The 15,619-nt window shown below is 70.3% G+C and carries 9 protein-coding genes; 2 read left to right on the plus strand and 7 right to left on the minus strand.

What is annotated here, in order from left to right; translation table 11 throughout:
* Window positions 1-42: 42 nt before the first annotated feature.
* From KUM38_RS40240 to KUM38_RS40250, 3 genes are all read right to left on the minus strand, one after another.
* On the minus strand, window positions 43-1,062 hold the full coding sequence (locus KUM38_RS40240; protein WP_254398501.1) for a hypothetical protein: 1,020 nt from the start codon (window positions 1,060-1,062) through the stop codon (window positions 43-45).
* A 631-nt stretch (window positions 1,063-1,693) separates the two neighbouring features.
* Entirely contained in the window at window positions 1,694-6,388 is a 4,695-nt protein-coding gene (locus tag KUM38_RS40245; RefSeq protein WP_217137097.1) for a DEAD/DEAH box helicase, read from the minus strand.
* Between the two features lie 61 nt (window positions 6,389-6,449).
* Window positions 6,450-9,485, minus strand: coding sequence for a hypothetical protein (locus KUM38_RS40250; protein WP_217137098.1), 3,036 nt, complete (start codon window positions 9,483-9,485; stop codon window positions 6,450-6,452).
* Window positions 9,486-10,229: 744 nt separating this feature from the next.
* On the opposite strand from KUM38_RS40250, the gene KUM38_RS40255 reads away from it, so the two are divergent.
* On the plus strand, window positions 10,230-10,409 hold the full coding sequence (locus tag KUM38_RS40255) for a hypothetical protein (protein ID WP_217137099.1): 180 nt from the start codon (window positions 10,230-10,232) through the stop codon (window positions 10,407-10,409).
* Between the two features lie 26 nt (window positions 10,410-10,435).
* On the opposite strand, the gene KUM38_RS40260 is transcribed toward KUM38_RS40255, so the two are convergent.
* Entirely contained in the window at window positions 10,436-12,580 is a 2,145-nt protein-coding gene (locus KUM38_RS40260; RefSeq protein WP_217137100.1) for a DEAD/DEAH box helicase, read from the minus strand.
* 121 nt (window positions 12,581-12,701) lie between these two features.
* Here KUM38_RS40260 and KUM38_RS40265 point away from each other — a divergent pair, with 121 nt between their 5' ends.
* Complete coding sequence (locus KUM38_RS40265; RefSeq protein WP_217137101.1) at window positions 12,702-13,364, plus strand: hypothetical protein; 663 nt, start codon at window positions 12,702-12,704, stop codon at window positions 13,362-13,364.
* 23 nt (window positions 13,365-13,387) lie between these two features.
* Here the strand turns inward: KUM38_RS40265 and KUM38_RS40270 are convergent, their stop codons facing one another.
* The 3 genes from KUM38_RS40270 to KUM38_RS40280 all read right to left on the minus strand — a co-directional run bounded on the left by KUM38_RS40270 (window position 13,388) and on the right by KUM38_RS40280 (window position 15,587).
* Window positions 13,388-13,936, minus strand: coding sequence for a hypothetical protein (locus KUM38_RS40270; protein ID WP_217137102.1), 549 nt, complete (start codon window positions 13,934-13,936; stop codon window positions 13,388-13,390).
* A complete protein-coding gene (locus KUM38_RS40275; protein WP_217137103.1) occupies window positions 13,933-15,003 on the minus strand; it encodes an AAA family ATPase in 1,071 nt (356 codons plus the stop codon). Before KUM38_RS40275 ends, KUM38_RS40270 begins: the two co-directional genes overlap by 4 nt.
* Before the next feature lie 65 nt (window positions 15,004-15,068).
* Window positions 15,069-15,587 (minus strand): ATP-binding protein, encoded by a 519-nt coding sequence (locus KUM38_RS40280; protein WP_217137104.1) that lies wholly within the window; start codon window positions 15,585-15,587, stop codon window positions 15,069-15,071.
* Window positions 15,588-15,619 lie beyond the last annotated feature (32 nt).

Below are 15,619 nucleotides of genomic sequence, written 5' to 3' on the forward strand. Positions count from 1 at the left end.
GGTGCGCCGCAGTCTCCCGTGGATGCCGGGCGGAGCGTGGGTTCACTGTGACGGTTTCCTCTTCTTGGGCTTCTCCCCGAGGCCCGGCAGCGGACGGGCGTCCCTCAGCGTGCTGCCCTTCTTCTTCGCCCGCACCTTCTCCCCCGGATTCACCAGCGCCTGGCGCTTCCGCTTGCGCTTCGTCACCCCACTGTTCAGCCAGTCGCGTGCCGTCCTCATCTCCCGCAGCAACTTGGCGTGTTCGGATTTCGGCAGGGTGACTATCGAGTCTTCCGCCTGCTCGAGAAGACCCACCACGAGCCTTCTGTCCTGCCTCTCCCGTGCACCGCGCAGAGCCTCATGAAGTGGTGTGACCTCCAGTAGTGAGGCGCGGGCCTCGACATGGACGATGGTTCGCCGTGTCGCCGGCGCGGTTCTCTGCGCGGCGATCCGTCCGTCGGCGGTGAGCTCCAGACGCGCTGGAGCGGTGCGGGGCGGCATTCCGTACACGGCGAACGCCCGGTCGGCCTCCCGCTGGCACCAGCGCTTCAACACCTGTGCCGTGGCCGGTGTCCCGCCACCGACAGCGGCGACGATTTCCCTGATGTAGGGCGGTGGTTCGCCCTCTCCGGTTCTCAGAAGAGCTGACAGTAGCGGTGCGCCCTCTTCACCGGCCTGTTCCACGGCGAAGAGCAGGCCGGCCCGATCCTGCGGAGAGACCCCCAGCAGGTCACCGCCGGCTGTGCGGCACAGCGCTTCCCAGGTGAGCCGGGTCCGGAAGCGTGCGGCGCTGATCAACGCTTCCCTCAGCGCACGGACCCGGTCGTCGCGCGACCTCGGCGCCACCGCGGTACCTGCCACCTCGAGAGGTCGCGAACCGGAGGTGCGACGTCGCAACTCGACTCCTGGCACCCGCAACCCCTCGGGAGTCATGACGCAGGCCCTGAGTGGCACCCATTCGGTGCTGTTCCGGGGGTCCTCCGCCCGGAGACGGATGTGCCGGACCGCGCCGTGCGTCTCGAAGCGGAAACGAAGCAGATATCCGTACTCGTCGCACAGTGCTTCCATGGTCTCCAGTTGCACCGTGCTCGGCCCGAAGACCCAGTCGAGGGTGGCCGCCTCACGCGTCAGCTGATCACGCGTGCTGGCCCACTCGGTATGAGAAAGCTTGCTGAACTGGAAGCGTACGTGCTGCTGCCCGCCGTTCCCGGCACGGAAGTCAACGGCGTCGCCGGGGCCGGACCCGAGATCGCGTGAGGTGGCGCGTCCTTTGATCCCGAGTCCGCCGGTCCAGGCGGCGAGGTCGTCCTTGATGAAGAGGTGGTCGGCGCTGTTGGCACCCGTGGCCGTGCGGTGGCAGGAGGTGTGGGGCCGGTGCGCGAAGTGGCAGACCTTGTCCCGGTACAGGCGGTCGGAAAGCTCGTTGCCACAGCCGCCGAGCTGAGTTCCGCACCAATATGTGTAGGCACGGTGACCGCGGCGCCACCGCAGCAGTTCGTCGGCGTCCGTCGGCAGAATGATCGCGCGTCCCGAGTTCGGGCTCCCGATCACCGCGGTCTGCACGAGTCTGCTGTCCGGACCACTCACTGCTTCCCTCCGGGGACTGCCCGCGCCCGCTGGGGGCGACGCCACACTGATCGTTTTCGGCATCAGTATGTGATCCCTACACTCACTTCACAAGCTGTCCCCTATCTCACATTTCGCCTTCATGCGATCAGTTACTGACTCCTGACAAGGCACCCAGGAGCACCGTGGCTCCGCGGCGGCTCAGCAGTTCGTGGAAGCGCTCATTGCGGAAGGTGCGCAGGCATGCGTAGCAGCTGCTCTCAGGGCCGCATTCACAGCCGTCCATCCGGTCAACCGCCGCTTCGACGACGGCTTCGAGATGCTCGCCGATACGGATCGTGTTACCCGCACCGCCCGGCGTGGTGTCGAAGAGCAGCAGCGACGGCATACCGTCGGTTCCGGTGTGGACCGTGCCGTCGATGTCGTCCCGGCTGATCTCCAGGTGGGTGGCCGCGCCTTCCAGCAGTGCGTAGAGACCGGAACGCAGGGTTTCCTGCGTCGCGCTGAGGGCGGTGAGGGGGTCGAGGTGGATCTGGAGGAAGTCCGTCTGGTACCGGTGCGCGAGGGAGACGATCCGGAGCGGTCCGGTGCACTGCGCGTCCTTCAGTAGATGAGGGTGTGCCGCACCCCGGGATGCCGCTCGCGCGTGCGGACGACCCCAGCCGCACCAGTCGCAGATCTCGTACCCGGCACCGCCCGGCCCTTCCGAGACGACGACCATCTCTCCCCGGGTACCCGCCGACCAGGCCGTGGTGTGTCCGGAGGTGAAAACAGTGGTTCCCTCGTGGACGTCCGCAGTGTCGGTGGACATGTGGACGTCGCCGTACCAGGAGCGGCGCGGCGGTGTCTGTCCCGGGTTGCGCTGGGGTCCGCGCGCGGCGACGAAACCGTAGACCGGCTCGACGTAGCGGCGCGGAGCGGAGGTGGACAGCGTGCCGCAGGCGGCACAGGTGGGATCGACGGGCTCGGTGGCCTCCCCATAACGGCCGCAGGCGCCGCACACGGTGTAGTAACGGCTGACCAGTTCACGGTCGGGCAGGCGGTAGACGCCCGCGGACGCCCACAAACGGCCGCCCGCCACGATCTCGGCTCCCGGCGCGTACTCGTGGACGGCAGCGCTGAGGTCGCGGGTGAGTTCGAGCTGACCCGATACGGTGCCGCTGTCCTGCGGGATGCGCAGTTCGACGGTGTCCACGGGGAAGCCGTACTTGGGCAGGACGTTGCGGTTGGCCAGGACACCGAGCAGGTCACGGTGGGTCAGATTGCGGATGACCTTCTCGTACATGTCCGCCAGCCGGTACTTGCGGGCGGCCACCGCCTGGTCGCGTCGTTCGCTGTAGGCGGTGACGTCCTGGTCGAGGATCTGTCCCGCCGCCCGCAACAACCGGTCCAGTTCGCCGGTCCAAGAACCCGACTCCACGTCGATCTCGTCCTGGACGCTTGCGGGAAGCACCCGGCGGATCGAGACCGCCACGCTCTCCGGGACGGGCGTGAGCCAGTCGCGCACGATGTGGGCCGCGGTCTCGCCGGTGGTGTCGTCGGGCAGGAAGAACTCGCCCGCCGTGCGCCAGATGCGGCCCCGTTCCTCCTTCATGGCGCGGAAGAACGCGGCGAGGGCGATCGAGTGGGCGTGACGGCGGTCGATCCGCACATTATCGACGGGGACGATCGGGGCCCGGACCTCTCCGGTGATCATCCGCTGGGGTTCCGCGAACCGTGCAAGGTCGTGGGGGCGTCGCTGGGCGTAGGTGAGGACGAGCGCGGCGGAGTCCGCGCGACGGCCGGCGCGTCCGGCCCGCTGGACGTAGTTGGCGGTGGAGGGCGGCATGTTGCGCAGGACGACGGCCTGCAGCTCGCCCACGTCGACGCCGAGCTCGAACGTGGTGGAACAGGAAAGGGCGTTGACCTGCCCGCGGACGAACTCGCCCTGGATCTCGGCGGCCTTCTCGCCGGTCCACTGGGCGGTGTGTTCCTGGGCGCGCAGCGGGACGGGGTCGAAGGTGCGGTAGAGGCGCCGGAGGTGGCCGTCCGTCTCGGTGGTCGGCTTGTACTCCTCGAGGCGGCCGGTGCAGCGCAAGGTGGGGCACACCCCGCGTACGGACACGGCGACGACGCGGCGGCAGCGGTCGCAGGCGTGGAGCGGCTCGCTGTCCTCGGTGACGGGCCGCAGGCGCAGCCAGGCGTGGTCGAGCCGGCGGACCGCGCCGATGCCAGCCTGGTTCTCCACCGGCAGCCAGTCGGCGAGGTGTCCGGTGGTGAGGTCGGTCCACAGCCGGCCCAGGATCTCCAGTGCGGCCCCGCGCCGGTCGCCCTGGTGTCCGAGGGCGTCGAGCACCCGCTCCAGGTAGTCGACGCGCCGGTTGGAGACGCCCGCGGCGCTGGGCAGCCAGCTGATCACCTTGCGTTTGGCGTCGGACCCCTTGGAGCGGACCCAGACGGGTCCGCGGCGCGGGGCGAACGTCTCGTCGCCCGCGTCGACGTCCTCGGGCATGGTGAGCGCACCCTGGTTGCGCACGGTGCGCAGCAGTTCCTGCACCAGCCACCAGGCCTCGTCGTCGGTCAGCCCGAGGGAGGTGAGTGCGGTGGGCGGCTGCCAGAAGGGCTCGCGGTCGAGGTCGGCCCGGAGCAGTCCGAGGCCTTCGAGCGACTGGCGGTCGTCGATGCTGAGCACTTCCTGCATCACCCACAGGGCGACCTCACGCTGCTTGGCCTGGCGCGAGTCGTTGCGGCGGAAGACGCCGGCGCGGTCGGCGGCGCGGATGGTGTGGGCGACGAGGTCGTCGATGTGCAGCGGCTCGTCCGGGTCGGGGCAGCCTTTCAGCGCGGCCTGGGTCATCAGGCGCCGGTGCTGGATACGGGTGTAGGACTCCTCGAGGTAAGGGGCGAAGTAAGCGGCGGCTTGGCGGCTGTCGCTGAAGAACAGCAGCTTGCGGCCGCGTCCCGGCAGCGCGGCGGCGGGGCCGTCGGTCGCCGGGGGCAGCGCCTGGTAGAGGGCGGTGCCGAGGACCGAGGCCGCGGCCTCGTTGCCCGTCTCGAAGAGACGGATCATGCCGTGGCCGCGGGCGCCGCAGGCGAGGCAGGAGGCTGGGGTTCCCTCGCGGGTGTCGAGCTGGTGGACGCGGCGCAGTTCGGTCCCCTGACAGTCGTCCGCCGTGCAGGCCGCCGTCCCGGCGGGGTGCACGGTGGCGCAACGGGTGCACAGCCTGCGTTCACTGAGTCCGCCCTTGGTGCTCTCCCCGAGGGTTTCGTCGTCCTCGTCGACGCCGGCGCCCGAGTCGTCCCCGTCCAGGAGCAGCCAGGTGTGGGGCTTGTCGGGTGACTTGCGGTGCGCGAGACGGGACCGCCCCCCGGGGCCGTCGAGGGTGCCGTGCAGGTGGACGGCACCACAGCGGCGGCAGGCGCCCAGCTCGAAGGAGGGCCGTTCGCAGTGTGGGCAGACCTCGTGGCGGGCCAGGTCGAGGTGGGGACCGTCCGGGGCGAGGCAGGTGAACGCGCCTTCGGTGGCCCGTGCGAAGAGGTGGTAGCGGGCGGAGAGGACCGGGGCGCCGTCGGTGTCGGTCACCTGGCTCGCGAGCTGGATGAGCGCGGTGAGGGCGGCCGGTCCCACCGGATCCCCGGGGAAGACGGCCTGTGCGATGTCGCGCACGGGCCGGGGCCCCTCGGCGAGGGCTCGGCGCAGGGCGGCGGTGCCGGCTTCGGTGGCGAGGGCGGCGGCCGGGGTGGTGTCGGCGGACAGCCCGTGCATGCGTGCGGCCGACACGATCTCGGGGCCGGGGTCGGCCGTGGCGGCCAGGCGCAGGTACTCGGTGGTCGGCAGCGGTCCCCAGTGCGGGCCGCCGGGCGTGGCCACCCGTGTCGCGGTGACGAGGTCCTGTGCGGCGGGGTCGTCGGCGTCCCAGTGGAAGGGGACGTCGAAGAGGGCCTGGGCGAAGGCGGTGACGGCGGCGGGGTTCTCCTCCGCGCCGACGGTGGCGCTGGTGGCGATGGCCTGGATGTCACGCCCTTGGCCCACCCGGTCCTTCAGCCGGCGCAGCAGCATGGCCAGTTCGGCGCCGCGTGCCCCGTCGTAGACGTGGGCCTCGTCGACGACGATGAACTTCCAGCCGCCCGCATGTTCCCCTTCGAAGAGGTCCATGTCCTGGGGGCGGAGCAGCAGGTACTCCAGCATGGCGTAGTTGGTGAGCAGGAGGTGGGGCGGGGTGGCGCGCATCTCGCGGCGGCTGAGCAGTTCGTTGGGCAGGCGTGGTTCGCCGGGGTTGAGCTGCTCGAAGGTGTCGGCGGCTCGGCGCGGGTCGTCCTTGGTGTCACCCGTGTAGCGGCCGAAGGTGATGTGGGGGGCTGCGGCGAGCAGTCGGCGCAGGCGTTTCATCTGGTCGTTGGCCAGCGCGTTCATGGGGTACAGCAGGAGAGCGCGGACGCCGGGGCCGAGGGTGCCGCGGGCGTGTTCGGCGGCGAGCTCGTTGAGGATGGGCAGCAGGAAGCTCTCGGTCTTGCCGGAACCCGTACCGGTGGCGACGACCAGGTTGCGTCCGGCCGCCGCCTTGCGCAGTGCCTGCTCCTGGTGCCGGTACAGGGGGCGGTCGGCGGGCAGGGCGGGGCCCGTCAGCTGCCGGAACGCGGGGTCCAGTACGCCCTCGCCGATGAGCTCGTTCAGGGTGGCGCCCGGCGCGTAGGCGGGGGTGGCCTCCAGCAGGGGGCCCTTGGTGAGCAGCGGGCTGGTGTCGATGGCGTGGGCGAGGGCCTCGGCCAGGCGGGGTTCGCGCAGGGGCAGCAGGGAGCGCAGATAGCGGCGGTAGGTGTCGCCGATCAGTGCGGACGTGGCGAGCGGGTCGAGGCTGTGCACGGGCTGGCTCCAGGGCTGCGGCGGGTGTGACGGGGACGAGTACGGCTGTCTCCGGCCGGGCTCAGCCGGTGGCCTGCACGGTCTCTGCGGCGACCAGGCATTCCGCGAGGGCCAGGTCGCCGGCGGTGAGGTCGGGCGTGTGGACAGCCACGGACGCCCACAGCGACCGTAGCCCCCGTTCCAGTTTGACGGCCCGAGGATTTCCCGCTGCGGCGAGCCTGGCGATCAGCGCGCATCCCAGCGAGAACTGGGGCACCCGCATCCACGCTTCACCTGGGCCGCGCAGCGAACCCGGCCCCCGGTCGCGGAACGCCGTGACCAGGAGGGGGTGTCCGTCGTCGAGGAAGTTCTCGACGGCCGCCAGCCATTCCTCGCACTCCTCACGCACGGCGTGATACTGAAGGGTGCGCCGGTCGCGGAACGCCTGCCAGGCGGCTGCGGTCCGGGTGTCGGTGTCCAGGAGTCCGCGCGGTACGACACCCGCCGTGCGCCATACGGCCTGCTGCTGGATCTCGGGAAGCTCGTTCAGGGCACGGGCGTGGGCGTCGAACCGGCCGACCATACGGCTGGGGTCGTCATGTCCGGACAGGATCGTCATACCGGCACTCCCCAGGAACTGTCCTACCTCGTCGAGGAGTTCGCTCTCCTCCGGATACAACTCGTCGATCTCGTAGGCCGGGTCACCGGACAGGTACGGCAGCAGCGGCGCCGTGAGCAGTAGCGCGCACAAGGGTGCTCGCCGCCAGACGGAGCGTACGGCGGCCGGGTCCGTCACCTCCCGGATGCGCAGGGCGGCCAGGCCGCTGCCCACCAGCGCGGCGGCCAGCTCGCCGGAGCGCAGGGAACTGTCGGCCGCTCCCAGGAGGGCGTCGGGCCCGGCGTCCCCCAGGGCCTGCACGCACTCTGCCGGTGCGGTCTCCTTCACGCCGCACTCTTGCAGGTCCCGGCCGCGGGCGGCCACGATCCACTGGTACGGAACGGCGTCGGCGCCTCGCGGCAGCGTTCCGCGCCCGCCCAAATACTCTGTGGTCCGGGCCGCGGCGGTGCCGTCGACGACCGAGGAGGTCCAGGGGGAACGGCGCAGCACCAGGGTGTCGCGGTCACGTAGACGGGGCCAGGCAGGCGCGGCGTCGGCCGTGTGCGTTCCGGCGTGCAGACTCACGACGAGCGGGCCGGCCGACCGCCAGGCGGCGGACAGCGGGATACGACCGCTGTCGTCGACCGGCACACTCAGCGGCTGCTGCCACGGGGCGAGGACCTGGTAGAGCCGGGCGGTCAGCTCGCCGGGGTGGCGCAGCCCGCGCAGCAGCAGTCCGGTGCCGTCCGGTACGACCCCCTCCGCGATGGGCTGGGTGCGGACGGTACCGACGTGCACGTCCTGCCCCGCGACCAGCAGCCGCAGTTCGGCCTTGGCGCAGTCGCGGACGGTGTCCGTCAGGGCGGCCAGGGAGTAGCGCAGGTCGCCCTTGCGGGTCCGGGTGCGCCGTTCCGGCCGCAGAGTGACCAGGGTCGTTCCCTCGACGACAAGCACCAGTTCGGGGGTCACGGCCACCGCCTGCTCGGGCAGGCGCACGGTCAGGGCGCTGTCCCGCACCAGGTCGGCCGCGTCGATGTCGAGCGGCCGGATCGACCAGGGAAGAGGACTGCCGTCGAGTTCCAGGCGGACCTCGGAGTACGGGACGAGCGCCTGGACCCGGAACCCGCGCGTGCCGTCGCGCAGGACGAGGTCCCTGGTGATCTCGTACGGGGCGAACTCGACCGCGCTCTGGGAGACGGTGACCGATCCACCGGTACGGAGGTCCAGTCGCGTCGACACCAATCCGCCGTGCGGGGCCAACAGGCGCCACTCGGCCGAAGGCCTGGCCTCGACGCCTTCAGCCAGGAAAGCGGTGAGACGGCGTCGGCCCCGCCGCCGCCCAGGGCGGTGGACGAGGATCTCGTACGGGCCGAGCAGTGGGCCGGAAACGTGCTCCCAGGGATCGAGGAGGGCGCCGGGCGCGCCGGTGCGGCAGGCCAGGATCGCCTCGTGGCCGGGGCGGCGCACCTCCACCTGCCAGTGCTGCACCTCCGGCTCCCCCGGCCGCCGCCGGAGCCGGAGCGCGGGCGGCCGGTGCCACACCGGTGATCCGTCCTCATCGGCGAGCCAGGGCAGCGTCGTACCCCCTTCCCAGCCGAACGACCGTCCGACGGCCACCTCCAGCCACCTGCCCGGCGCCGCTTCGGAGGTGCGGAGCCGGGTCACGCCGGCCAGGGACACCTGGCTCAGGGTCCACCCGCTCCAGCCGTACGGGGTGGGCAGTTCGACGACCGCGGCCTGCGCGCCCTCCGTCTCCAGGGGGCCCACGTGCAGCAGGTGGATCTCGGTGGCGGGCAGCGGCTCGTCGAGGGGGATGCGGTGGCCGTCGGCGGCGAAGGCCAGCAGGACGGTGTCCGGGTCGACGACGGCCGACGCGTGGGTGGTGCCGGCCGGGTCGGTGGCCTCGACGCGGCGCACGGGTCCGGGCAGGACCCAGTGCGGCGGCGAGGCGGCGAACGATTCGCCGTCGGCCGTCAGCTGCCAGACGGCTGCGTCCGGGCCGCCGGACAGGGTCAACAGGACGCTGCCCGCGCCGGGTCCGAGGCGGAGTTCCGGAGGAGCCGTGGCTGCACCGGCCGCGGGGACGAGCGAAGGGGCGTCCGGCAGGTTCGCAGTGGTCGGCGGACGCCAGGCCCAGCCCAGCGAGTGTGCCGCCTCCTGTGCGGCTGTGAGCCAGACTTCATTGACCGTCGCTGCTTTCGAGGCTGCACGACGACGGCCGAGTTCGGGACGGGCCTCGACGACACGCGCCCGCGCCTCGGACAGCAGGTGTACGAGGCCGGGACTCCCCCTCTGCGTGCTGAGTGCCACGGCATGCACCGTGCAGGCGGGCCAGCGCGTGAACACGGTGTCCCACGGCAGACCGGACCGCTTCGCGAACAGCACGTAAGCCACGAGTGCTTCCATGACGAGCGCGGTCCGCCGGACGACGGAGTCCGTCCTGTCGACGGTCGACGGCTCCCCCGCCTCGCGCCACGCCCGTTCGCAGTCGTCCAGCAGCTGCGCGGGATCCACCAGCATGTTTCCCTCCCCGACCGGGCCGTACTTCCTTGCAGTCCGGACCGGCTGATGTTTACCTTTTTACCATTCCTTCACGTCAAAGCCGCACGGACTCCGCATGCGGCTCCAGCTATCACGTTGTCAGTGGCGGGTGGTCCAATACGAGAGGGTTTGTTGCACCGCTGTTCAGTACATGGAGGCACGTCGATGACGACAGACGCCGAGGCCGGAGCGTCGGCCGCGCTGTACGCCGGGCTTCTGGCCGCGGCGGGTCCGGAGCGGAACCTGACGCTGGTTGCCCTGCGGCGGCTGCTGGTCGGCACGGACAAGGACGCGCTCACCGAGGTACTGGGTCAGCTCGCGCAGGAGGGAGTCACTCTTCCCGTCTCTGTAATGGACTCGTTCGGTATCCCGGTCAGCGGTCCGGTGGCGCCGCCCCGACCGGGTCGCTCGGCGCCCGCACGGACTCCGGGCGAGGCGCCCACCCGTGTCGGGTCGCTCCCCGCCGTACCGGCCCAGAAAGCACCTGGTCCCCGCTTCAGTATCGTGCTGACCCCGGACAGTCGGCTGGACCTGACAGCGCTGACGATACGAACACTGCGTCCGAAGCGCGTACCGGCCGCTCCTCCGACGCCCAAGCCCATAACGGCCCGGCCCCTTCCCCCGGCTGCCCCCGCCAAGATTTCGCCACCGTCGGCCGACATGCTGGCGTGCCCGTCCGCGCTCTGTTCCGACCCTCCTCATACACACCGAAAAGTCAACTTCATGGGTCAGATCAGGGTGGACGGGCAGACGATCGGCACCCTCGCGGAGTTCTCCGGGAAGATCGTCACCGTCCTGCTGGAGGACAGGTGGTTCCGGGTTCTGCACGAAGGCCGTGAGATCGCGGCCGTGCCCCGGCGTCACCGGATCGAGGTCGGCACGTACCACGGCAACCCGCGCTGAGTCGCCTCGAACTCCGCGTCGCACCCTCACCCCGGCAGGAATTCGCTGGGCCGCCCGCTGTACGACACGTACAGCGCCTCCCGGGCCCGGGTGCAGGCCACGAAGAGGAGGCAGCGTTCGGCCGCCAGGTCGGTGGCGTTCTGGAGACGGTCCACGTCGGCGGGGGTGACGGCCGGAGGGAACGGGAAGGCGCTCGCGGTGGCCCCGGCGACGGCGACGCAGCGGTACTCCAGTCCCTTCATGCTGTGCAGGGTCGACACCCGTACCCCGACCGCGCTGTCCGGTTCGCCGTCGCGCACCCGGACCGCGGGAACGCCGGCTGCGGTGAGCCGGTCGGCGAGCTTGCCCGTCAGGGTGTTGAAGCGGGCACAGACCGCGATGTCCGACGGGGCGACCCCGGCATCCGTCCAGCCGCGCACCTGCCTGACGACGGCGTCGGCCTCCTCGTTCTCCGAGCCGTGCCCCTCGCACACCGGTTGGGCACCGTGGAGCAGGGAGCGGTAGCCGGTAAGGGTGTCGTGGCCGTCGCCGGTCAGGTCGGCGACCGGTTCGTTGTCGAGCAACGAGCGGGCCCAGCGCAGGATCTCCTCGGTGGAGCGGTAGTTGACGCGGAGTCGTCCACTGCGGCCCGCGACGGCGATGCCGAGGGAACGCAGGGAGACCCGGGCGTCGTAGATCCGCTGGTGGGGGTCGCCGGTGACGAACAGGTCGTCGGGGCCCTCCGGGACCAGCGCGCGCAGCAGCCGCCACTGTGCCGGGTGCAGGTCCTGTGCCTCGTCGACGACGACGTGGTCGTACGACGGCCCCACGCCAGGCTTGTCCCGCAGCAGCCGGGCCGCCTCGGCACAGACCTGGAGCCAGGTGTGCGACCGGGTGCGCGCCAGCTCCTCCTCGAAGAGGGTGACGGCCTGCCAGATCCGCCGTCGCTGGGCCCGTCCGAGCGCGCTGCCGCGTCCGCGCCGCTCGCACGCGAGGTACTCCTCCTCGCTCCGCAGGTCCTGGGCGAGGATCACATGCCGGTACTCCTGCGACAGGAACGCCTCGTTCCAGGGCAGGTCGAGACGGCGGAGCAAGCGCTGCCAGCGGGTTCGCTCGTCCTTGTCCCCAAGCGCTCCGCCGGGGTTGCCTCGCAGCTTCCGTACGGTGCGGTGGGCGACGGCGTCCACGGTGGTGACGTCGACGCGGGCGAGCAGTTCCTCGTCGTGGTCGAGCAGCAACGCGAGGCTGCTGTGCAGAGAGCGGGCCAGGGCGTTGGTGTACGTGGTGAGGAGGACCCGCGTGTCCGGGGCACGGTCCAGCAGGTGTCTGACGCGGTGCAGGGCGACAACCGTCTTGCCGGTGCCCGGCCCGCCGGTGATCTGGGCGGGTCCGGCGTAGGCGGGCCGGTAGGCGACGCGCCGCTGGGTGGGGTGGAGGAAGATCCGCCAGGCCGCGAAGGGCTTGGCCAGGATGTCGGCGAGTTCGTCGGCTCCGGTGACGAGCGCGATCCGGCTCCTGGTACGGGTGACCGCGGCGGCCAGGTCGTCCCCGGCTCTGTCGTCTGCGGCCTCGGGCTCCTTCTGCCGCACGGCGACCAGCTCGCGGTAGATGTCGTTCGGGTCGAGGCCGTCGGCGAGCAGCCACAGCGCCTCGAACTGGTCCTCCGGCATCAGCGAGCCGAACGCCTCCAGCTGCGCCTTGCTGGTGACGGTGCGGGCGGCGCGCAACGTGACGTCGTCGACGCCGAGGTGCCGCAGCACGGTGTCCGACCATGGAGCGAACAGGAGTTGTGGAGCGGCGGCGGCCTCCTGTGCGAAGAGTGGGGTGATCTGCTCCATCGCGGTCAGGTCGCGCACCTCCAGGCAGCGGGTGACGCTGTTGACCGTGTAGAGCCGCCGCTTGGCCCAGGAGTAGGCCTTGTCGTGGCTGACGACATGCACGAAGACGAAGAGGTCGCTGCCGTCGTCGGGCGCGAGCAGCACGATCCGCAGTCCGTCGTCTACGCGTATCGTGCGCATCCGGGGATCGCGGGAGCTGACCACCGACTCCAGGTGCAGCCCTTTGTCCGCGTGCAGTTGCGCGACCGTCAGCTGCTGGAACTTGGCCATCGCCTTGTGAACGCGGGCGCGGGCCGGCCGGTCCAGCCGGTCGACGCCCTCCCAGAACGTGTTGGTGATCGCGATCTGCGGCATGCTCCCCACCCTCGTCGGCGTCGACCCACGGTACTGCTGTTGACTGAGTTTACGAAAGAGATGATGATCGTCGCGCACGATGCCGCACATCACGTGGGCACTCTGAGTACGGGAGTGGAGCATGACTCTGGAGTTGTCGGCCGATTCCTTCGATCCGCCCGGTGAGCCGTTGGACGAAGTGATGGCACGGCTCCGGCCCGGCTTCATGCCGAGCCCCGAGGACGTCAGCCTCCTCTTCGAGGCCGCTCGCACGGTTCAGTGCGCGTTCGAGGAGGTCGGGCGGGCGAACACCGTCTTGGACGAGGTATCCGACCTCGGTGAGCAGATCGAGGCGGCGTTGGAGGATGGCCTGAGCCGACGGGCGCGGGCGGAGATTCCCGTCCTGCTGAGCGCTCTACGCGCCCAGGCAGCACGCGTCGAGCGGTCCGAAGCGGTGCGCGCGGTCGCCAACCGCATCCTCGGCAACGACGACGGGGACGAGCCCGAGTCCCTCGATCCCGTCCCCGCCCTCACCTCCGATCTCCTGCCCCGGGTGCCCTCTGTCTACGACGACGAGGAGGAACCCGGCAGCAGCCTCGCCGACCTGTGGGAGCGCCAGGAGCGGCTCGAGCGGGTCCAGGACCGGGTCCGCCGGGAGCGCGTGGAGCGCGTCGCCGCCCACCTCGTCTCCCTCGTGGAGAAGGTCGTCGACCGCTCCTTCACCGACACCCGCTTCACCCGGGCGGCGCTGGACGAGATGGACCGCGCCTACGCCTTGTGGTGTTCGTGCCTTGACGAGGCTTGAGGGGAGACTTCGCCCCCTTCACTTCACGCAGGCGGATCCTCAGGCTTCGGATCACCGGCCTCGCCGTGCGGCGTCATGGACTGCTCCGGCCGTCCTCGGAAGGCGGCTCCCTTCGCGGTCCGCGATTCGACGCGCTCCACGATGCGGTCGATGACGCGTTGGGGGTCCTTCCACTTCATCGCCAGCCGGTCGTGGTCCATTCCGTGTTCCGAGATGATGTCCCGCAGTTGTTCGAGGTCGAGTTCACCCAGGCACGAGCGGAGTCCCGCCTCGCCTGACTCGGCGAACACCGCGAACGGCTCGATCACTCCCGGAGCTCGCCGGCTCCGCCTCGGGCGTTCGGCCGGGCGGGGTGCGGTCTGCGGCCCGGGAGGGGCGAGGGCCTTGCCCAGTGCCCGGGCGAAGCGTGCCGTGCGTGCGGCTTCGGACGCCACCACACCGAGGACGCGCGCGAGGGTTGCCGCGAGTTCCGGATCGGACGCACCGAGCTTGATCAGGGCTTCTTCGGTCTCCCGCATCTGGGCGCGCAGGAGGCTACTGCCATCGAGCCGAGTGTCACTCTGCTCGGTCACGCCTTCTCCTCGACCAACTCGATGAACTCCTTCGTCATGGCACGGAAGGCATCGAATCCGCCCTGGTACCCGTACTTCTGCCGCAGGGTACCGCGACCGACGAACTCCGCCGAACCGGCGATGTCGTTCTTCTCGGGGATGAAGGTCGGAAGTACGGCGGGGAGTTTCTTGTCGCCCTGAAGCCGCCTGACGGTGTTCCAGTGGACCGTCGAGTTCGCCTTGTACTTCGTGATGACGATGCCGATTTCGTTGATGCTCTCCCCCAGGCTGTCGGCGAAAGCCTGCACACGCCGCTGGATCTGGGGGATGCCGTAGGTGGACAGGACGTCAGGAATCGTCGGGATGATGTATCCCTCGGAGATGCGCAGACCGTTCAGCGTGACGATGCCGAGGTTGGGAGGGCAGTCGACCAGTACGTAGTCGTAGTCATCGATGATCTTGCGGATCGCCTTGCGTAGAAGATCAGTGGGGTTGTTGGAGTGAAAACGCCCCCTGGGCATGGACGCCAGGCGGTCCTGGACATCGATGAGGTCCAGCGAGGAAGGCAGGAGGTCCACCTGCGTCACCGCGTCCACCGATGAGACATTGCGCTGAAGTGTCTTCTCCAGATCGAACTCCAGAGGCTCGTCCTCAGGCCGGAGAGCGTCTTTGAACAAGGTCGCCAGGGTGTACCCGTCGTCGTTGAGCTCCTCCCACTTCTCCTCCCCGATCAGGACGGTGGTCAGGTTGGTCTGCGGGTCGAGGTCGACCACCAGCACCCGCTTACCGAACTCCGCGGAGAGGAACTCCGCAAGGCCGGCCGTGGTAGTGGTCTTCCCGACGCCGCCCTTCAGGTTGATGGTCGAGATGACATGAGTCTTGGGAGCCACGTACTTCTTCCTCCGCTTGAGGTAGCGCCGGATTTCCCCAGCCCGGAAAACCGGACCGCTGCGCAGGTCCGCGACGGGGGCGGGGAAACGTATGTCACGGGTTCGCCAATTCGCCACGACCGTCCGGCTGACGCCGGCCATCTCCGCCACTTCGAACAGTCCAACGAGCTGGTCGTCCGATTCGGATGTGTCCTGCAAAAGACACCCCCCGTGAACGGCCTTCACATTTACCTGTCAAGCGTGAAGGCCGTTCACGGCCGCGGTCAACCGCCAACGCCCGCCGGTGGATGCACGGTTGTCTTCGCGCGCCCCTCTGCCGCGCATTCACGCCGGAGATATTCGGCCCAGACCGTTTTCCCGCCGGGATGGTGCGGTTCGCAGCCCCAGGCGTCCGCGAGCGTGGTGACGAGGAGCAGGCCCCGGCCGGACTCGTCGACCGTATCGGTGTCCGGGGCCGCGGGTACGAACAGACGGTCGCCCCGCGCGTCGGTGACCTCGATCCGGAGGGTGGCGGGTGTCAGGGTGAGGGAGAGGCGAGCGTTCCTGCCCCGTACCCGGGCGTGCCGGGCGGCGTTCGCGGTCAGTTCCGCGATGAGGAGGGACACCGTGGCCTCGCTGTCGTCTCCGGTGGAGGCCTCCGGCCGCTCCTGCTGTGCGGCGAGCCAGCGCTCGGCGGCACGGCGTGCGGTGTGCGCACCGTGCGCCGTGGTGGGGAAGAGGGTGCGGAAGTGCCCTGTGACGACGATCGGTCCACCGGGTGCGGTGATGGTTTCCTGGTTCACCTCACCGAGGGTGGCCGAGCCGTCCTACCGTG

This window comes from Streptomyces sp. AC558_RSS880 (genome assembly GCF_019049255.1).
Classification (GTDB): Bacteria; Actinomycetota; Actinomycetes; order Streptomycetales; family Streptomycetaceae; genus Streptomyces.